Here is a 21,348-nt window from a genome sequence, read left to right on the forward strand (position 1 = left end):
AAAGGGTGGGGGTCCGCCGCATCAGTCGGCGAAAGCAGTAGCACAATTAGGGCGGCGGCTTCGCCGAAGGACAGCGCCGACCCTCATCCGGCGCTGCGCGCCACCTTCTCCCATCGGGAGAAGGGCAAAAAAGAAAAAGGGCGCTCCGGGTTTCCCCGAAGCGCCCCAAATCCAAATCGCCTGAAAGCGATTAGCGCTTCGAGAACTGGAAGCTGCGGCGTGCCTTGGCGCGGCCGTACTTCTTACGCTCGACGACGCGGCTGTCGCGGGTCAGGAAGCCGTGCGGCTTCAGAACCTTGCGCAGTTCCGGCTCAAAGTGAGTCAGGGCGTGCGACAGGCCGTGGCGGATGGCGCCGGCTTGACCCGACAGACCCGAGCCTTCGACGGTGCAGATCACGTCGTATTGCGTGGCGCGGTCCGAAACGGTCAGCGGCTGGGCGATCATCATGCGCAGGACGGGACGAGCGAAGTAAACTTCCTGGTCCTTGCCGTTGACGGTGATCTTGCCGGTGCCCGGCTTGATCCAGACGCGAGCGATCGCGTTCTTGCGCTTGCCGGTCGAGTAGGCGCGGCCTTGCGCGTCCAGCTTTTGCTCATAGACGGGGGCGTCGTTTTCGACGGTGCCCAGGCTCTTCAGGGCGTCGAAGCCGGTGGCTTCAGCAGTCACGTCGGTCATGCTCAGGCGCTCCGGGTGTTCTTGGGCGACGCCGACTTGAAGTCGATGGTCAGCGGCTGTTGGGCTTCATGCTCGTGGGCGGCGCCGGCGAACAGACGCAGGTGCGTCATCTGCTTGCGAGCCAGCGGGCTTTCCTTCGGCAGCATGCGCTCAACGGCCTTCTCGAGCACGCGCTCGGGGAAGCGGCCGTTCAGGACCTTCTCCGGGGTCGTCTGCTTGATTCCGCCCGGGTGGCCGGTGTGGCGATAGTAGACCTTGTCGGTGTTCTTCTTGCCGGTGAACACCACCTTGTCGACGTTGGTGACGACGACGTAGTCGCCCATGTCAACGTGCGGGGTGTAGGTCGGCAGGTGCTTGCCGCGCAGACGGTTGGCGATGAAGGTCGCAAGACGGCCCACCACGACGCCTTCGGCGTCGATGTGGATCCACTTCTTTTCGACCTCTGCCGGCTTCATCGAAGCCGTAGTGCTCTTCAGCATATTGAGGGTCCTGAAAGACGAACGGTGCGGCTCATCCCAAGGCAGGAATGAGCGGAAGGCGTGCTGATAGAGGCTCCCCCCCCGCAGGTCAACACCAGTTCTCGACACCAACTTATATCAACTTATTGATTTAAACCAACTTATCATAAACGGTATTAAAATACCACAAAACCAACGCCACAACCTCTTCCCTTCGCCCCTTGGGGAGAAGGGAGCGGCCGGAGGCTGACGGATGAGGGGGCTCGCAACCGCTGATGAATAGGCCCATCAAATCACCGCTCCGCTCGCCCACCCGTCGTCAGGTCACAAGGGGCAGAAGGCCCGCCCCCATAACCTGTGAAACCAGGCAGCTAACGCCCTTGTGATCACGCGATGTTACGACCAAAGCCGTATTGGAATCAGGGTGATGCGGCGCCTATGTCCGCCCCCGTTCCCCCGCGCCCTTACTGGGCCGCAGCCGTCAGGTTTCCGATGTCCCGCGTCCGCAACGCCGCCCTGCAGTCGAAGATCATGTCCGCCCAGGACGCCGCCGCCCTGATCCCGGCTAACTCGACGGTGGGCATGAGCGGCTTTACCGGCTCGGGCTATCCCAAGACCGTGCCCATGGCCCTGGCCAGCCGGATCGAGGCCGAGCACGCAGCGGGCAATCCGTTCAAGCTGAAGGTCTGGACCGGCGCCTCGACCGGGCCAGAGCTGGATGGCGCCCTGGCCAAGGCGGACGGCATCGAGTTCCGTCTGCCCTACAACTCCGATCCCATCGCCCGCGAAAAGATCAACAAGGGCGAGATGGAGTACCTGGACATGCACCTGTCGCAGGTGGCACCCGCCGCCTGGCAGGGCTTCCTCGGCCCGCTGGAGACCGCAGTGGTCGAGGTCTCGGGCATCCGCGAGGACGGATCGCTGATCCCCTCGTCGTCGATCGGCAACAACAAGACCTGGCTGGACCGCGCCGACCGCATCATCCTGGAGGTCAACAGCTGGCAGAACCCGGCGCTGGAGGGGATGCACGACATCTATTACGGCACGGCCCTGCCGCCGGCCCGCGTGCCGATCCCGCTGACCAAGCCCACCGACCGGATCGGCGAGACGGTGTTCCGTGTCGATCCGTCCAAGATCGTCGCCATCGTCGAGACGGATGCGCCTGACCGCAACCTGCCCTTCGCCGCGCCGGACGCCAGCGCCACGGCCATCGCCGGGCACCTGATCGAATTCCTGAGGCATGAGGTGAAGCTGGGTCGCCTGCCCGCCCATCTGCTGCCGCTGCAATCGGGCGTCGGCAATGTCGCCAACGCCGTGCTGGCGGGACTGGCCGAAAGCCCCTTCGAGCAACTGACCGCCTACACCGAGGTGTTGCAGGATGGGATGCTGGACCTGCTGGACTCGGGCAAGCTGACCGTCGCCTCGGCCACCGCCTTCTCGCTCAGCCCCGAGGCTGCCGCCGACCTGAACAGCCGCATGGAGCAGTTCCGCGGCAAGATCATCCTGCGCCCGCAGGAAATCTCGAACCACCCGGAGATCATCCGCCGTCTGGGCTGCATCGCCATGAACGGCCTGATCGAGGCCGACATCTACGGCAACGTCAACTCGACCCACGTCATGGGCTCACGCATCCAGAACGGCATCGGCGGCTCAGGCGACTTTGCGCGCAACGCCTACATCTCCTGCTTCGTCACGCCCTCGACGGCCAAGGGCGGCAAGATCTCGGCCATCGTCCCCATGGCCAGCCACGTCGACCACATTACCCAGGACGTGCAGGTCATCGTCACCGAACAGGGTCTGGCCGACCTGCGTGGCCTTTCGCCCAAGCAACGCGCCCAGGTCATTATCGCCAACTGCGCCCACCCCGACTATCGCGACGCGCTGAAGGACTACTACGACCGCGCGCTGAAGGGCTCTTATGGTCTGCAATCGCCGCACCTGCTGACCGAGGCCCTGTCCTGGCACCAGCGCTTCATCGAAACGGGCTCGATGAAGCCGTAAGCTTCGCCTTGCCCCTCGCCGCATGACGCGTATCGTCGCTCTCCCAATGGAGGGGCGACGCATGGGGCGGGGATTATCGAAACGGCGGCTGGGCCGCGTCGCGCTTGCCTGTGTCGGGCTGGCGCTTGCAGGACTGGTCGTCGCCTTCACCCTGCGTCCCTCGCCCGAGTCCTATCCCACGTTGGCCGCGCGCACCGGGCCGCCGACGACGGGGCAACTGACCGTCCGCTTCCTCGGGACCTCGACCCTGGCCTTCGACGACGGTCAGGACGTGGTCCTGATCGACGGCTATCTCAGCCGCCCCGGCGTCGTCGCCCTGTTAACGCAGCGCCTGCGCCCGGATCAGGCCGCCATCGTACGACACCTGAAACAGGCGGACATTCGACGCATCTCGGCCCTCTATGTCGCCCACACCCATTTCGACCATGCTCTGGACTCGGCCAGTCTGGCCAAGGCCTATGGCGCGGCCCTGTATGGCGCCGACACGATGGCGGCCATCGCCGCCGCCGAGGGCGTCACGGCGCCCGCCCATCGCTTGGCGTCAGGCCAGCCTTCAACCGTCGGCGCCTTTCAGATCACGCCCTTCCGAACGCCCCACGCACCCGGCGACGTCGCGGCGGGCGCCACGGCGGCGGACTTCCGCATCCCCGCCCCTGCCCGCGCCTACCCCGAGGGCGACGCTCATTCCTTCCTGATCACACATGGGACGTGCCGCATCCTGATCGTGCCCAGCGCGGGCCATCCGGGCGACGTCTTCCACAACGTGCGCGCCGACGTGGTCATGCTGGGTGTGGGCAACCTGTCCCGGCAAGGGCCTGAGGCTGTCGCCGCATACTGGCGCGACACGGTGGCGGCGACCGGCGCGCGGTTGGTCGTGCCGATCCACTGGGACGACTTCTCGCGTTCGCTGGATGAGCCGCTGAAGCCCTTCCCCTATGCGATTGATCGCTTTGATCAGACGATGAAGCAGTTGACCGCGCTGGCCGGCGATCAGATCGCGTTGCGCCTGCCCCGCGCCTTCGAGCCCATGGACTGGTCAGGCCTGCCCGCCGGGGGCTGCGCCTAGCGGTTCAGGCCGGTCGGAAAGGGTCGGCCCAGAGCCTCCGCCATGGCCTGCTGGCTCAGCATGAAGACCAGGTCGCGCTGGTGGTAGTTGTTGGACAGGACCACCACGGTCACGTCGGCGTCCGGCTGATAAAGGACCAGGTTGCGGAACCCGGCCCAGCTGCCCGTGTGATAGATCTGCTTGTCGTCGAACGACGGCGAGACCTGCGCACCCAGGCTGTTGACGTAGACGCCATAGCCATAGGACCGATGCGGGCGGCCCCGCTCCTTGGGCGTGTCCGCAGGGGCGTGGTCGGCTATCATCTGAGCATAGGCGCCGTCGCTCAGCACGTGCCCCTTATGCAGGGCGCGGTTCCACGTCAGCATGTCGTCCAGCGTCGAATACAGCGCCCCGGCGCCGAAGACGACGCTGACATTGGCGATCGGCTGGGCCGTCAGACCGCCGGGGAAGTTGGCGTATCCCATGGCCAGGCCTTGCGCATCGGCATGGGCGTCCGATCCCGTGTCCTTCAGGCCCAGGGGCTTCAGGATGGCGTCGTTCAGATAGGTCTCGAACGGTTTGCCGCTGGCCTTCGCCACGATCTCGGCGGCCAGATTATAGGCGGCGTTGTCGTAACGGATCTTGGTGCCTGGCTCGAACTGCAGACCATAGCGAGCCGAGGTCTCGGTCAGTTCCTTCGGCGTGCGCGGGGTGACGCGGATGCGCCCCCACTCGGACTGGGCCATCAGGTCGGGAATGCCCGAGGTGTGCGACAGCAGGTGATGGATGCGCAGCGGCTTCCACGCATCCGGGCAGGCCTCGATCCATTGGCACACCGGGTCATTGACCGACAGCCTGCCCTCATCCTGCAACTTCAGGATCGCAGCGGCGGTGAACTGCTTGGACACCGAGGCCAGACGGAACCGGGTGTCCAGGTTCAGCGGCTGATCGTTCTCGTAGTTCGCCTTGCCATAGACCTGACGGAACAGGACCTGATCGCCCTTGGCCACCAGGATGGCGCCCATGAACTGCTTGTGTTCGCCCAGGTAATCCAGCCGCGCCTTCAGTTGCGGCAAGGCCTCGACCACCTCCACCGGCGGTCGCTCGGGCAGCCTGGTCTTGCTGGCCGTCGCCGCCTGGGTCTCCGGCGCGATGGCGTGGACGATCCAGGCGCCGGCGCCGGCGGAGGCCAGGGCGACCGCGGCCAAGGTTCCGAGGAACCAGGGCCGACCGCCAGCAGACTTGGGAACTACAAACACGATACTGAACTACGATCCTAGACGTCGAACTCCAGCCCGAATTGGGCGTAAAGGGCGCGGCTATCCTGCCACTTCGGGTCGACCTTGACGGTCAAGAACAGGTGAACGGGACGGTCGAGCAGTTCGATCAGCTCTTCGCGCGACTTCTGGCCGATCCATTTCAGGGTCTGGCCGCCCTTGCCCAGAACGATGGGGCGTTGGCTCTCGCGCTCGACATAGATGGTCTGCTCGATCCGGGCCGAACCATCGGCCTTTTCCTCGAACGAGGTCGTCTCGACCGCCGCCGAATAGGGCAGTTCCTCGTGGACGCGCAGATAGACCTTCTCGCGGGTGATCTCGGCGGCCAGGACCCGGACGGGCACGTCCGCCGACTGATCTTCCGGGTAGAGCCACGGACCAGCGGGCATGGAGCGCGCCAGACGCTTCTTCAGGTCATCCACGCCGTCGCCGCTGAGGGCCGAGATCATATAGACCTCTTCATAAACGCCGGTTTCGAACAGACGGCTCGACAGCGCCAGCAGGGTGTCACGGCGCATCCCGTCGATCTTGTTCAGCGCCAGGATGACCTTGGTCCCCGTCGACTGCAGATTGGCGATGATGGTCTCGGTGTCTTCAGCCGAGCGACGGTCTGCGGCGGTGCCTTCGCGGCCCTCGGCGTCGATGTGGGACTGGGCGTCGATCAGGTGAACCACCACGTCGGCGTCCTGCGCCCCGCCCCAGGCCGAGGCGACCATGGCGCGGTCCAGACGGCGGCGCGGGGTAAAGATGCCGGGCGTGTCCACCAGAACGATCTGGGCGTCGCCCTCGATGGCGATGCCGCGCACGGGAAAGCGCGTGGTCTGAACCTTTTGCGTGACGATCGAGACCTTGGTTCCCGTCAGCCGGTTCACCAACGTCGACTTGCCGGCGTTGGGCGCGCCAATGATGGCGGCGAAGCCCGCGCGCTGGTTCGGGTTGAGGGTCTCGGTCAAATTACGCCTTCTCGTTTCAACAACGCCGTGGCCGCGGCTTTTTCCGCTTCCTGACGTGAACGTCCTGTTTGTTTCACGGGGTCGAAACCGACCACCGTCGCCTCGACCACGAAGGTCGGAGCATGATCTGATCCGGTGCGTTCCACCACCCGATAGGTCGGCAGAGGACGCCCTTGGGCTTGGGCCCACTCCTGCAGAGCGGACTTGGGATTGGTCACGGCCGCGGCGGGCGGCGACGCGAACTCCTCGGCCCAGGCGATGTCGAACATGGCCTTGGCCGCCGTCAGGCCGCCGTCGCGATAGACGGCCGCCAAAATAGCCTCGACAGCATCGGCGATGACTCCGGCCTTTCTGCGGCCACCCGTCTTGGTCTCGCCCGCCGACAGACGCAGGGCCGCGCCGACGCCTAGGCGTTCGCCGACACGGGCGCAGGCGGCCTTGTCCACCAGGGCGTGAAGACGGGCCGACAGTTGGCCCTCGTCCGCCGACGGGAAGTCCCGCGTCAGCCGATCAGCGACCAGCAGGCCCAGCACCCGGTCGCCCAGGAACTCCAGCCGCTCATTATCGGCGATGGTGCGACCGTCAACCTGTCCCCCGCCCTCACCCACGCTGGCGTGGGTCAGGGCGCGTTCCAGCAAGGTCGGATCGGCGAAATCATGGCCCAGCCGACGCCTGAGCGCGGCGACGGCCTCGGCCCGAACGTTGGCCATCAGTCGAGAATCTTGAAGAACCGGCTCGGACGCAGGTTCGCGAACCAGCTGACCGGGTTGAACAGCGACGCGCCCGGCGACCAGGAGAACATGATGATCTCGGCCTTGCCGACCAGGTTCTCGGCCGGGACCATGCCCACGCCGGCCGACATCTCGACGCGGCTGTCGATCGAGTTGTCGCGGTTGTCGCCCATCATGAAGAAGTGGCCGTTCGGCACCTCATAGACCGGGGTGTCGTCCAGATCGCCGCCGGGACCATAGTCCTGGGTCATGAAGCTCTTGCCGTTCGGCAAGGTCTCGCGAACCTGCGTCACCGGACGCGGACCGAACATGTCGGCCAGTTCGGCGCGGCTGACCACGACGTCCTTCACCGGCGCGCCGTTGAGATACAGCTTGTTCGCGATCATCTGCACCTTGTCGCCCGGCAGGCCGATCACGCGCTTGATGTAGTCCGTCTTGTTGTCGCGCGGCAGCTTGAACACGACGATGTCGCCGCGCGTCGGGTCCTTGCCCAGGATGCGGCCGTCGAACAGCGGCGGGCTGAACGGGATCGAGTGCTTGGAGTAGCCATAGGACCACTTCGACACGACGATGTAGTCGCCCTCATAGAGGTTGGGCTCCATCGAGGCCGAGGGGATGGTGAAGGGCTGGAACAGCAGCACCCGCAGCACGAAGGCGATCAGCAGGGCGAAGACGACGGTCTTGATGATCTCGACCGTCTCGTTGCTCGCGGACTTCTCTTTTTTCACACGTTTGGCTTTCTTGGGACGCGGCGTGGCGTAGATCGGCTTGTCGCTGTCGAGGGCCTCGGGATCGTCGCCCATGTCAAAGGGGGCGTCGCCGTCGTCGCTCCAGATCGGTCGCTGCTCGGTGGGGTCGATGGCAGGATTGCCGGCGCCGCCGTTCGCCTTGTGGTCGTCGCTCATGGTCTGCTCGAATACCCCGCCGAACGCGGGGTTGGAAGCCTGAGGCGTAAAGGCTGATTACGCCACGGGCAAGGCTTCGATCACCACGAAAGCGAGAGCATACGGGTGTTCGTCGCTGAGCGTCAGATGAATACGCGCCTCATGCCCCGCCGGGACCAGGCGCGCCAGATGCTCGGCGGCGTGGCCGGTCAGGGCCAGGGTCGGCTGACCCGACTTCAAATTCACCACGCCCATGTCGCGCCAGTAGACGTCGGCGCGCATTCCCGTGCCCAGAGCCTTGGCGCAGGCCTCCTTGGCCGCGAACCGCTTGGCGTAGCTCCAGGCCGGGTCCGGCTTGCGGTCCGAGCGGGTGCGTTCCAGTTCGGTGAAGCAGCGCTCCTTGAAGCGTTCGCCGAACCGATCCAGCGACTTCTGGATGCGCCGGATGTCAGACAGGTCGGCCCCGACGCCGATGATCACCGACCGGCTCCGCTGATCGCCTCATCCATCGCCGTCCGCATCCGGCGGATGGCCGCGTCCAGCCCCACGAAAACAGCCTCCCCTATCAGGAAGTGGCCGATGTTCAGTTCCTTGATCTCGGGGATGGCCAGAACAACGCTGGCGGTGGCGTAGTCGAGGCCGTGCCCGGCATGGACTTCCAGCCCCAGGATGTCGGCCTGGGCGGCGGCGGCGGCCAGACGGTCCAGCTCGAAGGCGCGCTCGGCCGGATCGGTCAGATGGCAATAGCGGCCGGTATGGAACTCGACCACCTGGGCGCCCACAGCGGCGGCGGCCTCGACCTGGGCTTCCGACGGCTCGATGAACAGGCTGACGCGGATGCCCGCATCGGACAGCGCCTTCACCACAGGGGCGATGCGCGCCTCGTGACCGGCGACGGCCAGACCGCCCTCGGTCGTGACCTCCTCGCGCCGCTCCGGCACCAGGCAGGCCGCGTGCGGACGGTGGCGCAGAGCGATGGCCAGCATCTCGTCGGTGACGGCCATCTCGAAGTTCAGCGGCTTGTCCGCGCGGCGGCACAGGGCCGTCAGCACGTCGATGTCGGCGTCGGTGATGTGGCGGCGATCCTCGCGCAGGTGGGCGGTGATGCCGTCCGCCCCCGCCGCCAGCGCCGCTTCGGCCGCGCGGGCCGGATCGGGATGAGCGCCGCCGCGCGCGTTACGAACCGTGGCGACGTGGTCGATGTTGACGCCCAGACGAACCCGCTCGCGCTTCATCCCGTTCTCTTTCTTTACTTGGACAGCCGGCGGCTGCCCGGGTCCTCGACCGGCAAGGCGGCCAGTTCAGGCGGCAGGGCGTCAGCCGGATAGGCCGGGACGTCCAGCGTCGCCAGGGCGATAAGAGGCACGCCCACATCGGCGCGACCGCCTGAGCGGTCGACGATGCAGGCGGCGGCGACGACCTCGCCCCCGGCCTTCTGGATGGCGGCGATGCATTCGCGCGACGACAGGCCGGTCGTGACGATGTCCTCGACCATGACGACCTTCTCGCCTGGCTCGACGGTGAAGCCGCGTCGCAGCTTGAACTCGCCGCCCTCGCGCTCGACGTAGAGCGAGCGCACGTTCAGATGGCGCGCCGTCTCATAGCCGGGAATGATGCCGCCGACGGCGGGCGAGATGGCCACGTCGACCCGGCCGACGGTAGCCACGATCTTGTCGGCCAGAGCCTTGCACAGGCGCTCGCAGCGGCGCGTGTCCATGAAGACCAGGTTCTTCTGCAGGAAGACCGGGCTGTGCAGGCCGGACGACAGGACAAAATGGCCTTCGCGCAGGGCGCCGGCGTCGCGGAATTCGTTGAGGACGTCTTCAGTGTTCATGGAAGGCTCCCTTAGACCCTGCATCCGCGCCCCTCAAGCCGAGCGACCTACTTGATGTCACAGTTCGGCTTCAGCCCGCCTTCCAGCAGCTTGGCCCACACCGTCTCGGCGTCGTCCGCGAAGGCGAACAGTTCCATGTCCGAGGCCTTGACCATGCCGTGCTCGATCAGGGTGTCGAAGTTGATGACCGAGCGCCAATAGGCCTCGTCGAACAGGACGATGGGGATCGGCGGCGCCTTGTCGGTCTGACGCAGGGTCAGGATCTCGAATAACTCATCCAGCGTGCCGAAGCCGCCGGGGAAGACCACCAGACCATTGGCCCGCATGGCCAGGTGCATCTTGCGCATGGCGAAATAGTGGAACTGGAACGTCAGCTCCGGCGTCGACCAAGGGTTCGGAACCTGTTCGTGCGGCAGGGTGACGTTGAAACCGATGGACGGCGCTCCGGCTTCATGCGCGCCCTGGTTGGCGGCCTGCATAATGCCCGGCCCGCCCCCGGTGGCGATGACGTTGTCGCGCACCTCGCCCGGCGAACCGCGGAAGGCCCCGCCCCGCTCCGAGGCGATGCGGCCGAACTGGCGCGCCTGTTCGTACCAGTGGGCGTGACGCCCATCGCCGTTGACGCCGACGCGAGCGCTGCCGAACACCACGATGGTCGAGCGAACGCCCCAGGCCTTCAGCGCCTCCTCGGCCTTCTCGTACTCCATCAGGAAACGCACGCCGCGCATCGATTCGCCCAGCAGGAAGTCGCGATCCAGGGCGGCCAGACGATAGGAGGGCGACGCCAGTTGAGCGGCGTTGGCGAGTGCTTGTTGTTCGGGAGACATTTCGGCCTTCAGAGTCAGACGCACGGGCGATCAGCCGCGCGCGCGGTCCACGGTGTCAACGGACGGATTGGCGCGCAGCGCCGCGATGATCATGGTGGCGTGACGCGCATCCTCGACCTCGACGTCGATGTCGACGTCGAAGAAGTCCTGCTGACGATGAGCCATGGACAGGTTCAGGATATTGCCGCCGGCCTCGCCGATAATGGTCGCCACCTGCCCCAGGACGCCAGGCGCGTTGCGGATGGTGGCGCGCAGGCGAGCCGAAGCCACTGCGTCCTGTTCCGCCTGCGGCGTCCATTGCAGGTCCTGCCAGACACTGTCGTCGTCAGCGAAGTCGGCCAGGGTCTGACAGTCGATGGTGTGGACCGTCAGGCCCTTGTCGGGCTCCAGGATGCCGACGATGCGGTCGCCCGGCACAGGGCTGCAACAGGCGCCGAAGTGGATGCTGACGCCGGGTGTCAGGCCGCTGCCGCGCACGAACAGGCGCGCCTGGTCATTGCCGATCCGCTTGCGCTCCGGCCCCGCCTTCAGCTGGCCCTTCAGCGCAGGGAAGATGGTTTCGGCGATCTTGGTGGCGGCCAGACGACCCCGGCCAATGGCGTCGAACAGATCCTCTTCCGTCGCAATGGCGAAGGTCTTCAGCGTCTCGGTCAGCTTGACGTCCGCCAGCGACTTGCCTGCGCGCTCCAGCGTCTGCTCCAGCGTCGCCTTGCCCAGACGCACGAACTCGTCGCGTTCGGAGGTACGGATGTGGCGGCGAATAGCCGAGCGGGCGCGGCCCGTGACGGTCAGGCTGCGCCAGTCGGTCGGCACCTCGCGCTTGGTTCCGCGAATGATCTCGACCACGTCGCCGTTCTGCAACGCCGTGCGCATCGGCTTCAGTTCGCCGTTGATCTTGACGCCCACCGCCGTATCGCCGACCTCGGTGTGGACGGCGTAGGCGAAGTCCAGCGCCATGCCGCCGCGCGGCAGGGTGATCAACGCCCCCTTGGGCGTGAAGACGAAGACCTGATCCAGGTACATTTCGAGCTTGGCGTGCTCGACCCAGTCCTCGCCGCCCTCGCCGTGTTCGATGACCTGAACCAGATGGCGCAGGTTCAGCAGCGGGTCGCGCCCACCGTCCGCCTCCATCGCCTCGCGGTCAAAGCCGTAGGAGTGGTTCTTGTAGGCCCAGTGCGCGGCCACGCCGTCCTCGGCCACGCGGTCCATGATCTCGGTGCGAATCTGCATCTCGATGCGCAGGCCGCCCGGCCCGACCACCGTGGTGTGCAGCGAGCGATAGTTGTTCGACTTGGGCGTAGAGATGAAGTCCTTGAACCGCTCCGGCACCATGGGCCAGGCGCGGTGGATGACGCCCAGGGCGCGGTAGCAGTCGTCTTCGGCCTCGACGATGACACGGAAGCCGTAAATGTCCGACAGGGAAGAGAAGCCGACCGACTTCCGCTGCAACTTGCGCCAGATCGAATAGGGCGTCTTCTCGCGGCCTTTCACATGAGCGCGGACACCGGCTTCGCTCAGCACCAGTTCGATTTCGCGCGACACGCCGTCAATGGCGCGGCCATGCTCCAGCTTCAGCGCCTCCAGACGGCGCTGGATGGCGACGCGGGCCGTGGCGTTCAGATGCTCGAACGCCAGTTCCTCAAGCTCGGAGGCGATGGAGTGGATGCCGATGGAGCGGCCCAGCGGGGCATAGACTTCCAGGGTCTCGCGGCTGATGCGCTCGCGCTTCTCCGGCTTGACGTACTGGAGGGTGCGCATGTTGTGCAGGCGGTCAGCCAGCTTGACCAGCAGGACCCGCACGTCCTTCGAAATCGCCAGGATGAACTTGCGCAGGTTCTCGGCCTGGCGCGTGTGCTCGGCCTGAAGCTCCAGCCGCGACAGCTTGGTCACGCCCTCGACCAGGACAGCAACCTCTTCGCCGAACATGGCGGCGATGTCGTCGCGCGTCGCCGAAGTGTCCTCGACCACATCGTGCAGCAGGGCGGTGACGATGGTCGCCGTATCCAGCTTGTAGTCGGTCAGAATACCCGCGACCTGGATCGGATGCGCGAAATAGGGATCGCCCGAGGCCCGCAACTGCGAGCCATGCATCTTCATCGCATAGACATAGGCCTTGTTGAGCAGGGCCTCGTCCGCCGTGGGGTCATAGGCCTTGACCGCTTCGATCAGTTCGAACTGGCGCATGATCGGCGCGCGTTTGGCTTCAGACACTTGGGACACGGACTGTGGGGACTCGGAGACTTCAGACGACAGCGGCGCCGCCCCGGTAGGGAGCGACGCCGACTGGTCTATCTGATTCGCGACTTCGACCGGCGACGGGTCCGCGGGGGACCGCGCCGGAAGGATGGTTACGCCATTGACTGGCTCAGCCGTCAGTAGCGTTCCTCCTGGCCGCCGTCCCGGTCGCTTTGCAGCGCGCGGATCAGTTCGGCTTCGGCCATGTTCATGTGCTGGGGCTCGGCCAGCAGGGCGACGACTTCTGCTTCGTCCTCGGCTTCGGTACGCTCATCAACGCGTTGCAGCGTCGTGATGATGTTCTCGCGCAGTTCGTCGGGCACGACGGTGTCTTCGGCGATTTCGCGCAAGGCCACGACAGGGTTCTTGTCGTTGTCGCGATCCAGCGTCAGGGGCGCGCCGTTGGCGATGTTGCGGGCGCGGTGGCCGGCCAGCAGAACCAGACCAAAGCGGTTCGGCACCTTCTCGATGCAATCTTCGACAGTGACGCGGGCCATGAAATTCCTCTGGCGGCAGGGAGAACCGCACAAAATATAGGGTTAGGCGTGATTGTGCAACGCCGCGAAGGCCGGAATGCGGCGCAAACCTCCCTATAGACGGCGTTGAGGGCGGGCGTCGACCCCGACCGTGCAGGTCGTCGCCAAGTCGTGGGCCACGCCCTCGACCGTAGGGTGGCGCCAGTCCGGCGCGATCTCGGCCAGAGGCCCCATGACAAACAGGCGCTCGGCCGCGCGCGGATGCGGCAGAATCAGCCCCTCTAGATCGCCATTCAACCGGCCATAGGCGATCAGATCCAGGTCCAGGGTGCGCGGCGCGTTGCGAACGCTGCGCCTTCTGCCAAAGATATCCTCTATCCGTGCCAGCTTGCTCATCAGCGCGCGCGGGTCATGTTCCGTGCGTACGAGCACCACCCCGTTCAGGAAGGGCGGATCGGTCGGATCAGGCCAGGCCTGCGACGACCACCAGGACGACCGCGTCAGCACGTCAATGCCCTCGGCGCGAAAACGGGCCAGGGCCGCCTCCAGAGACTCTTCGCAAGACGCCCAAACGCCCTTGTCATTGCAGCCCAGCGCGACGATGACTGCACCGTCCAGATCGAGGTCGCCCTCGGGGATTTCGGTCGGGACGCTCATATTCTCGACCATTTCCACGGACTCATATTCATGACTGGCCACACGGGCGACCGCATCGCCTTGTTCATCGACGGCGCCAACCTCTATTCGGCGGCTCGCGCGCTCAACGTCGATCTCGACTTCAGAAAGCTGTCCGACTGGTTCGGCCAGAAGGGCCAGCTGGTGCGCGCCTATTATTACACGGCGATTGTCGAGGGCGAAGAGTTCTCGCCCGTGCGTCCGCTGGTCGACTGGCTCGACTACAACGGCTTCACCGTGACGACCAAGCCGGCCAAACGCTTCACCGACGCCCAGGGCCACAGCCGCATCAAGGGCAATATGGATATGGAGATCGCCGTCGACATTATGGAGTTGGCCCCGCGGCTCGATCACATCTTCCTGTTCTCGGGCGACGGCGACTTCCGCCGACTGGTCGAGGCCATCCAGGCCAAGGGCGTGCGCGTCACCGTGGTCTCGACCACCCGCTGCCAGCCGCCCCAGATCGCCGACGAACTGCGCCGTCAGGCCGACGCCTTCATCGATCTGTCCGATGTCATGACCCACTTCAGCAAGCCCAAGACTTCGATGAACCAGGGCGTCGCCCGCACCCTGGACCGGAGCGACCGCGCGTGAGCCACGCCCTGAACCCTGAACCCGCACGCGACTGCCCCCTGTGCCCGCGCCTGGTCGCCTATCGGCAGGAGAACATCCGCCAGAACCCGGACTGGTGGAACGGGCCCGCCCCCTCCTTCGGCGATCCCAACGCCCGCCTGCTGATCGCGGGTCTGGCGCCGGGCCGCATGGGGGCCAACCGCACAGGCCGCCCCTTCACCGGCGACCACGCGGGCTGGCTGCTGTTCGACACTCTGAAGAAGACCGGCTTCGCGCACGGGACCTACGATCCTGACGGCAAAGACGACCTGACGCTGACCGACTGCATAATCACCAACGCGGTCCGTTGCGCCCCGCCGCAGAACAAGCCGACGGGCGAAGAGGAAAACACCTGCCGTCCCTTCCTGATCGACCGCATGGCCGCCCTGCCCCGGCTGAAGGTCATCGTCACCCTGGGCGACGTTTCGCGACGCAGCATCCTGCGAACCCTGGGCTATCCCGGCACGGCCATTCCCGCTGGTCATGGCGTCGAGGGCAAGGTCGGCGCCTATACCATCATCAACAGCTATCACTGCTCGCGCCTGAACACGAACACGGGCCGCCTGACGCCTGAGATGTTCGAGGAGATCTTCCACCGGGCCAAGGCGGCGCTGGAAGACTGAGCTTCTTTCCTCCCCATTCCATGGGGAGGTGGATCGGACGCGACGCGGACGAGACGGAGGGGGCGACTCCACGGTCGATGTTTGCGCCGCCCCCTCCACCACTACGTGGTCCCCCTCCCCATAGTCATGGGGAGGAAAAGCAGACCTCAACCGCCGCCGGCGACCTCTCCGGCCACCATCACCGGCGCAGAGGGTTCGCGGAAGTAGCGGTCGATGCCCTCAGCGACTGAGCGCATCAGGCGGCGACGGGCGCGCTCGTCGGTCAGGACGCGCTCATCCTCTGGATTGGTGATGAAGCCCATCTCCAGCAGGATGGCCGGCACGTCTGGCGCCAGCAGGACGGCCAGACCGGCGTCGCGATGGCTGCGGCGCAGCAGCGGATGGCTGTCGCCTTCCAGATGTGTAAGCAGCACCCGCGCGAACTGGGCCGAACGGTTCTGGGTGGCGCGCTGGGTCATGTCCAGAAGGATGCGGTCGACCGAGGGGTCACGCCCCGGCAGACGCAGTTCACGCTGCCAGTCGTCGCCGCGCGTGAACTCGCGCACCGCGCGGCCCGCGCCCTGCTCGGACAGGGTATAGACGCTGGCGCCGCGCAGGGCCGGATCGGTCCCGGCGTCGGCGTGCAGCGAAATGAACAGGTCGGCCCCGGCGTCGCGGGCGATCTGAACCCGGCGGCCATGGACGACATAGACGTCACTGTCGCGCGTCAGACGCACGCGATAGCGGCCCGTGCGCTCGATCGCGGCCTTCAGTTCGCGCGCGGCGGCCAGGGTGACGGCCTTTTCCTGAGCGTGGACGCCTTGAGCGCCCGGATCGCGGCCGCCATGCCCGGCGTCGATGACGATCAGAGGCTTTTCCTTGCGCGCCTGCTCGCGACGCGGCGGCGTGCTGGTCGCAACCGCAGCGGCGGCGCCCGTGGCCTTCAGGTCGATGACGTAGCGATAGTGTTGAACCCCATCTCCCGGCGGCAGCAGGAAGCGGCGCTCGATCTCGGCTCCGCGCGCCAGATCCAGACGGATGCGCGACGACGTGCCGGCAGAGCTGACTTCATAGCCGCGCACCAGACCCGAGCCATTGCCGCCCAGCCCCCTGCCCGGCGCCACGTCCGACAGGGCCACGACGACGCGGCCGGTCGTGCCGTCCTCGATCACCTGTCCACGCGTGGTCTTGCCCAGGTCCAGCACGACCCGCGTACGCTGGGCGTCGCCGCCAAAGCGAATAGAGGAAATCTGGCCGTCCGGCCCAAAGGCCAGGCCGCGGCCAGCCGTCAACACGACGGCGCAAATCACGACGAAGGCCAGGCCCGTCATCGCCCATTCACGCACGCCCCAACGGGCCAGATTGTTACGCCACCGGCCATACATGGACGGACTTCACCCTTCTGGTTCAAGCCACAGTAAGGGCCAAACCTGCTAAGGATTTCGTTAACTCATGTAACGGCGGCGGTTCTTTTATTTTCCACAAGTTAGGCCTATGGTGTGATGCGTTCGCGAACGATCGCGCCCTCTGCACATTGACGCAGGGCGGGCGCGCCCTCCTCGCAACGCTGACTTTCACCTCATTCCGAGGATCGCCCGGCCTGGCCGACGATCTGACGAAAGGGTCCGGGGCGCGGCCTTGAACGGCGCGTTCGGATCCAGGACCGACAGAACCTCATGGGCCGACCCGCCTGCGCTCCCGACCGGCATTCTGATGCCGCTCTCGCATTTTGCGAGGGGATGACGCGCGCCCTGGCCCCCATTTCCATTCGGCGAGCCGCCCCCTTGTCTGCGGATGTATCCGCAGGGCCCGGCCTGGCGCGCCAGAGAGAGACCATCCATGTCAAAAACAATGCTGATCGATGCGGCGCACGCGGAAGAAACCCGCGTCGCCATCGTGGACGGACGCCAGGTTGAGGAATTCGATTTCGAATCCACGGCCCGCCGTCAGCTTCGCGGCAACATCTACCTCGCCAAGGTCACACGCGTAGAGCCCAGCCTCCAGGCGGCTTTCATCGAGTACGGCGGCAATCGTCACGGCTTCTTGGCCTTCAACGAAATCCACCCCGACTATTATCAGATCCCGGTCGCCGACCGCGAAGCCATCATGGCCGAAGCGCATTCGGACGACGACGATCACGATGATCTGGGCCGTGAAGGCGACGACGAGTCCGAAGGCGGCCTGGCCGACGAGGAGCGCCTGAAGCGCCGCCTGATGCGTCGCTACAAGATCCAGGACGTCATCAAACGCCGTCAGATCCTGCTGGTGCAGGTCGTCAAGGACGAGCGCGGCGCCAAGGGCGCGGCCCTGACCACCTGGCTGTCGCTGGCGGGCCGCTACTGCGTCCTCATGCCCAACACCGGCAAGGGCGGCGGCATTTCGCGCAAGATCACCAACACCTCCGACCGTCGCCGCCTGAAGGCCGCCGCCTCGGCGCTGAAGGTGCCCAAGGGCATGGGCCTGATCATCCGCACGGCCGGCGCCAAGCGCACCAAGGCCGAGATCAAGCGCGACTACGAATACCTGCTGCGCCTGTGGGAGACGATCCGCGAGAACACGCTGAAGTCGAACGCCCCGGCCGTCATCTACGAAGAAGAGAACCTGGTCCGTCGCGCCGTACGCGACATGTACGACAAGGACTTCGACGGCATTCAGGTCGAGGGTCTGGAAGGCTTCAAGGAAGCCCGCGACTTCATGCGCGTGCTGATGCCGTCGCAGGCCAAGAAGATTCATCTGTATCAGGGCTCCAAGCCCCTGTTCGCCGCTAACGGCATTGAAGAACTGCTGACGCAGATCCACCAGCCGGTCGTGCCGCTGAAGTCGGGCGGCTATCTGGTGATCAACCAGACCGAAGCCCTGGTCGCCATCGACGTGAACTCGGGCCGCTCCACCAAGGAGCGCAATGTCGAGGCCACCGCCACCAAGACCAACCTGGAAGCCGCCGTCGAGGCCGCACGCCAGCTGCGTCTGCGCGACCTCGCCGGCCTGATCGTCATCGACTTCATCGACATGGATGAAGGCAAGAACAACCGCGCCGTCGAGAAGGCGCTGAAGGACGCGCTGGCCAAGGATCGCGCCCGCATCCAGATGGGCCGCATCTCGGGCTTCGGCCTGATGGAAATCAGCCGCCAGCGCCGCCGTCTGGGCGTGATCGAAGGCGCCACCGAGGTCTGCCCCCACTGCCAGGGCGCCGGCCGTATCCGCTCGGCGGAATCGGCGGCTCTGGTGACGCTGCGCGCCGTGGACATCGAGGCGGGCCGCAACGGCGCCGGCTCGGTCAACCTGCGCGTCTCGACTGCCGTCGCCCTCTACATCCTGAACCACAAGCGCGACTATCTGCAGCGCCTGCTGGAGCAGCGCGGCCTGAACGTCGTCATCCTGATCGACGATACCCTGGCCCAGGGCGAGCACGCCATCGAGCGCACCTCGACCAACGAGGACTTCGTGCCGGTCGTCACCCACATCTCGGCCGCCGACCTGGACGACGGCTTCGACGACAGCGCCTTCGACCATGAGGACGAAGACGAGGACGACGAGGTTATCGACGGCGACGACGAGGACGACGCCGATCTGGACCGCGAAGACAACGACGACGACGAGCCGCGCGAGCGCGCCGAAGCCGTCGACGGCGAAGGCCGTGGTCGTGGCCGCCGCCGCCGCCGTCGTGGCGGTCGCCATGAAGAAGGCTCGGACGAAACCGCCGCCGTCGATGTTGTCGCCGCTGACGAAGAAGACGATGACAGCGAGGCCGGCCGTCGCCGCCGTCGCGGTCGCCGTGGCGGTCGCCGGATGCGTGAAGACGGCGAACGCGACGCCTTCACCTGGGTGCGCGGTCGCACGCCGTCGCTGGACGATCCCTACGTCTGGTTCGACCCGATCAACCCTGCCCCCTCGCCCCGCAGCGAACGCGCGCCGGTCGAAGCCTCGGAAGCCCGCGACGTCGAGGAAATCATTGGCGAACGTCCCGAGGGCGAACGCGCTGATCGCGAAGGCGGCCGCTCGCGCCGTCGCCGTGGTCGGGGTCGCGGTCGTGACCGCGCCGGCCTGCCCCACGAGGCCAAGGTCGAGGACCGCGCCGTCAACGAGGGCCTGCCCCCCGTCGGCTCGCCGGACACGCCCATCGCCACGATCATCCCTGCGGATGACGCCGTCGCTGCGGACGCACCGGAAGCGGTTGTCGAAACCGCCGAAGCGCCCAAGCGTCGTCGCGTCCGCCGCAAGGTCAGCGCCGATGTCGCCGGCGTGATCGAAGCCCCGGTTGAAGCGGAGGCCGAAACGGACGTCGAAGTCGCCGTCGAGGCTGAAGCCGTCGCCATCCCCGCCCAGTTGGACGTGGAGCCCGTGGTCGCCGCCAAGGTTGAGGCCGCCATCGAGCAGGCCATGGCGCCGACGCCCGAGCCGGTCGCCATCGTCGAGCCCACGCCTGCACCGACGCCCGAAGTCGATGTCGCCGCCATCATCGCCGAAGACCCCAACCAGATCGGCGCGCCGCCTGAGAAGCCGAAGCGCGGCTGGTGGCGCCGTTGATCGGACACGATTAGGCTTGAAGACACGGGGGAGACTGTCGCTCTGGAGTACGTCATGACCAGACTTCCCCGTGTCGCAACCCGCGTCCTTGTCTCCGCCACGGCTGCCTTGGCGGTGCTGGCGGCGGCCGGATCAGCCTCGGCCCAGAGCCTGATCCGGGATACCGAGATCGAAGGCATCATCCATGAGTGGTCCGAGCCGGTCTTCGTCGCCATGGGACTGGACCCGACCGAGGTCGAGATCCTGCTGGTCAACGACCAGGACCTGAACGCCTTCGCCACCCGCGGGCGGATCATGGGGCTGAACACCGGCCTGATTCTGCAGACCAAGACCCCCAACCAACTCCTGGGCGTGATCGCCCACGAGGCCGGCCACATCAAGAACCGCCACACCCTGCGTGACGGGGCCCAGAACGCCGGCATGCAGCCCATGATCATGACCATGGCCCTGGGCGCCCTGGCCGCGATCGCGGGCGCGCCGGACGCGGGCGCGGCGCTTCTGGCCTCCAGCCAGTATTTCGGCACCCTCGGCGCCCTGCGCTATATGCAGAGCCAGGAGGGCGAGGCCGACATCACCGGCGCTCGCGCCCTGGAGCGCGCCGGGGAATCCGGCAAGGGCATGGTCGAGTTTTTCGAGAACTTCCGCTCGCAGGAAGTCTTCTCGGACCAGCGCCGCTATCCCTATTTCCGCAGCCATCCCCTGTCCTCGGCCCGTATCGAGGCCCTGCGTCGTCCGGTCGAGGCCGCCGCCCATTACGATCACCGAGACAGCCCCGAGCGGATGGCCCAGCACGCCCTGGTGGTCGCCAAGATCCGCTCCTTCATGGAATCGCCGAACGCGGCGCTGCGCGACTATCCGTCGTCCGACACCTCCCTGCCCGCCCGCTACGCCCGCGCCATCGCCTGGTATCGCGACGGCCAGACGGACAAGGCTCTGAGCGCCGTCGACGCCCTGCTGACCGAACAACCCGCCAATCCCTACTTCTGGGAGCTGAAGGGTCAGATCCTGTTCGAGGAAGGCCGTCCGGCCGAGGCCATCGGCGCTCATCAGAAGGCCGTTGAGCTGAAGCCCGACGCCCCCCTGCTGAAGATCAATCTGGCTCACGCCCTGATCGAGACCAACGACGCCGCCAATCTCGATCTCGCCATCGATCAGTTAAAGCGCGCCGTCGCGCTGGAGAAGGACAACACCCTGGCCTGGCGCCTGCTGGGACAGGCCTACGCCAGCCAGGGCAAGGAGGGCGAGGCGCGTCTGGCCTCGGCCGAATACTGGTTCGCCCTGGGCCGCACCGAACAGGCCAACCAGTTCGCCATGCGCGCCCGTGACCTGCTGGACCGAAGCTCCATCGAATGGCGCCGTGCCACCGACATCGTCTTCTCGTCGGGCGCCTCGCAAAAAGACATCGACGACGCCGAGCGCCGCAACGAAGAGCGCAACAACCGCGGCGTCATCCTGCCCAACGGCTGAGGCTGCCCTCAGCCCCCGATACCGAGACCTAAATGACCGACGACGCTCGCCCAGACGCCCCCCAGACT

The 21,348-nt window shown here is 66.2% G+C and carries 20 protein-coding genes; 6 read left to right on the top strand and 14 right to left on the bottom strand.

Features of this window, described 5'->3' with window-relative positions; genetic code table 11:
- Window positions 1-190: 190 nt before the first annotated feature.
- Window positions 191-676 carry a 30S ribosomal protein S9 gene (rpsI, locus tag HX774_RS14275; RefSeq protein ID WP_178827782.1) on the bottom strand — a complete coding sequence of 162 codons (486 nt, stop codon included), beginning with the start codon at window positions 674-676 and terminating at the stop codon, window positions 191-193.
- 2 nt (window positions 677-678) lie between these two features.
- Window positions 679-1,155, bottom strand: coding sequence for a 50S ribosomal protein L13 (gene rplM, locus HX774_RS14280; protein ID WP_178827784.1), 477 nt, complete (start codon window positions 1,153-1,155; stop codon window positions 679-681).
- 471 nt (window positions 1,156-1,626) lie between these two features.
- Here rplM and HX774_RS14285 point away from each other — a divergent pair, with 471 nt between their 5' ends.
- Together HX774_RS14285 and HX774_RS14290 are read left to right on the top strand one after the other, a co-directional pair.
- Entirely contained in the window at window positions 1,627-3,135 is a 1,509-nt protein-coding gene (locus HX774_RS14285; RefSeq protein WP_178827786.1) for an acetyl-CoA hydrolase/transferase family protein, read from the top strand.
- 61 nt (window positions 3,136-3,196) lie between these two features.
- Window positions 3,197-4,201: an MBL fold metallo-hydrolase gene (locus HX774_RS14290; protein WP_178827788.1), complete on the top strand. Its 1,005-nt coding sequence runs from the start codon at window positions 3,197-3,199 to the stop codon at window positions 4,199-4,201.
- On the opposite strand, the gene HX774_RS14295 is transcribed toward HX774_RS14290, so the two are convergent.
- The 11 genes from HX774_RS14295 to folK form a co-directional block, all read right to left on the bottom strand.
- The gene (locus HX774_RS14295; protein ID WP_218650441.1) at window positions 4,198-5,388 is read right to left on the bottom strand and encodes a serine hydrolase; all 1,191 of its coding nucleotides are present in this window, start codon (window positions 5,386-5,388) and stop codon (window positions 4,198-4,200) included. The two genes, HX774_RS14290 and HX774_RS14295, sit on opposite strands and share 4 nt — an antisense overlap.
- Window positions 5,389-5,456: 68 nt before the next feature.
- The gene (gene era, locus HX774_RS14300; RefSeq protein WP_114816268.1) at window positions 5,457-6,410 is read right to left on the bottom strand and encodes a GTPase Era; all 954 of its coding nucleotides are present in this window, start codon (window positions 6,408-6,410) and stop codon (window positions 5,457-5,459) included.
- The gene (rnc, locus tag HX774_RS14305; protein WP_178827792.1) at window positions 6,407-7,120 is read right to left on the bottom strand and encodes a ribonuclease III; all 714 of its coding nucleotides are present in this window, start codon (window positions 7,118-7,120) and stop codon (window positions 6,407-6,409) included. The genes era and rnc overlap by 4 nt, the downstream gene beginning before the upstream one ends.
- On the bottom strand, window positions 7,120-8,046 hold the full coding sequence (gene lepB, locus HX774_RS14310; RefSeq protein WP_114816270.1) for a signal peptidase I: 927 nt from the start codon (window positions 8,044-8,046) through the stop codon (window positions 7,120-7,122). The genes rnc and lepB overlap by 1 nt, the downstream gene beginning before the upstream one ends.
- 57 nt (window positions 8,047-8,103) lie before the next feature.
- On the bottom strand, window positions 8,104-8,505 hold the full coding sequence (gene acpS / locus HX774_RS14315; RefSeq protein WP_114816271.1) for a holo-ACP synthase: 402 nt from the start codon (window positions 8,503-8,505) through the stop codon (window positions 8,104-8,106).
- Window positions 8,502-9,260: a pyridoxine 5'-phosphate synthase gene (locus HX774_RS14320; RefSeq protein ID WP_178827794.1), complete on the bottom strand. Its 759-nt coding sequence runs from the start codon at window positions 9,258-9,260 to the stop codon at window positions 8,502-8,504. The genes acpS and HX774_RS14320 overlap by 4 nt, the downstream gene beginning before the upstream one ends.
- A gap of 14 nt (window positions 9,261-9,274) precedes the next feature.
- The gene (pyrE, locus tag HX774_RS14325; protein WP_178827796.1) at window positions 9,275-9,859 is read right to left on the bottom strand and encodes an orotate phosphoribosyltransferase; all 585 of its coding nucleotides are present in this window, start codon (window positions 9,857-9,859) and stop codon (window positions 9,275-9,277) included.
- A gap of 47 nt (window positions 9,860-9,906) precedes the next feature.
- Window positions 9,907-10,686 (bottom strand): TIGR00730 family Rossman fold protein, encoded by a 780-nt coding sequence (locus HX774_RS14330; protein WP_178827798.1) that lies wholly within the window; start codon window positions 10,684-10,686, stop codon window positions 9,907-9,909.
- A 30-nt stretch (window positions 10,687-10,716) separates the two neighbouring features.
- Window positions 10,717-12,870: a bifunctional (p)ppGpp synthetase/guanosine-3',5'-bis(diphosphate) 3'-pyrophosphohydrolase gene (locus HX774_RS14335; RefSeq protein WP_178827800.1), complete on the bottom strand. Its 2,154-nt coding sequence runs from the start codon at window positions 12,868-12,870 to the stop codon at window positions 10,717-10,719.
- A gap of 188 nt (window positions 12,871-13,058) precedes the next feature.
- On the bottom strand, window positions 13,059-13,418 hold the full coding sequence (gene rpoZ / locus HX774_RS14340) for a DNA-directed RNA polymerase subunit omega (protein WP_114816275.1): 360 nt from the start codon (window positions 13,416-13,418) through the stop codon (window positions 13,059-13,061).
- Window positions 13,419-13,511: 93 nt separating this feature from the next.
- Window positions 13,512-14,054: a 2-amino-4-hydroxy-6-hydroxymethyldihydropteridine diphosphokinase gene (gene folK, locus HX774_RS14345; RefSeq protein WP_255500468.1), complete on the bottom strand. Its 543-nt coding sequence runs from the start codon at window positions 14,052-14,054 to the stop codon at window positions 13,512-13,514.
- Between the two features lie 30 nt (window positions 14,055-14,084).
- On the opposite strand from folK, the gene HX774_RS14350 reads away from it, so the two are divergent.
- Both HX774_RS14350 and HX774_RS14355 read left to right on the top strand, forming a co-directional pair.
- On the top strand, window positions 14,085-14,666 hold the full coding sequence (locus HX774_RS14350) for an NYN domain-containing protein (RefSeq protein ID WP_178827802.1): 582 nt from the start codon (window positions 14,085-14,087) through the stop codon (window positions 14,664-14,666).
- Entirely contained in the window at window positions 14,663-15,307 is a 645-nt protein-coding gene (locus tag HX774_RS14355) for a uracil-DNA glycosylase (RefSeq protein WP_178827804.1), read from the top strand. The genes HX774_RS14350 and HX774_RS14355 overlap by 4 nt, the downstream gene beginning before the upstream one ends.
- Before the next feature lie 146 nt (window positions 15,308-15,453).
- Here HX774_RS14355 and HX774_RS14360 read toward each other — a convergent pair whose 3' ends face one another.
- Window positions 15,454-16,671, bottom strand: a complete 1,218-nt coding sequence (locus tag HX774_RS14360) for an N-acetylmuramoyl-L-alanine amidase (protein WP_178827805.1) — start codon at window positions 16,669-16,671, stop codon at window positions 15,454-15,456.
- Between the two features lie 454 nt (window positions 16,672-17,125).
- Between HX774_RS14360 and HX774_RS14365 the strand changes: the two genes are divergently transcribed.
- Together HX774_RS14365 and HX774_RS14370 are read left to right on the top strand one after the other, a co-directional pair.
- The gene (locus HX774_RS14365) at window positions 17,126-19,813 is read left to right on the top strand and encodes a ribonuclease E/G (RefSeq protein ID WP_178827807.1); all 2,688 of its coding nucleotides are present in this window, start codon (window positions 17,126-17,128) and stop codon (window positions 19,811-19,813) included.
- Window positions 19,814-19,867: 54 nt separating this feature from the next.
- Window positions 19,868-21,280, top strand: coding sequence for a M48 family metalloprotease (locus tag HX774_RS14370; protein ID WP_178827809.1), 1,413 nt, complete (start codon window positions 19,868-19,870; stop codon window positions 21,278-21,280).
- The last annotated feature ends 68 nt before the right edge of the window (window positions 21,281-21,348 follow it).

It is taken from the genome of Brevundimonas sp. P7753, from assembly GCF_013386595.1.
Classification (GTDB): Bacteria; Pseudomonadota; Alphaproteobacteria; order Caulobacterales; family Caulobacteraceae; genus Brevundimonas; species Brevundimonas bullata.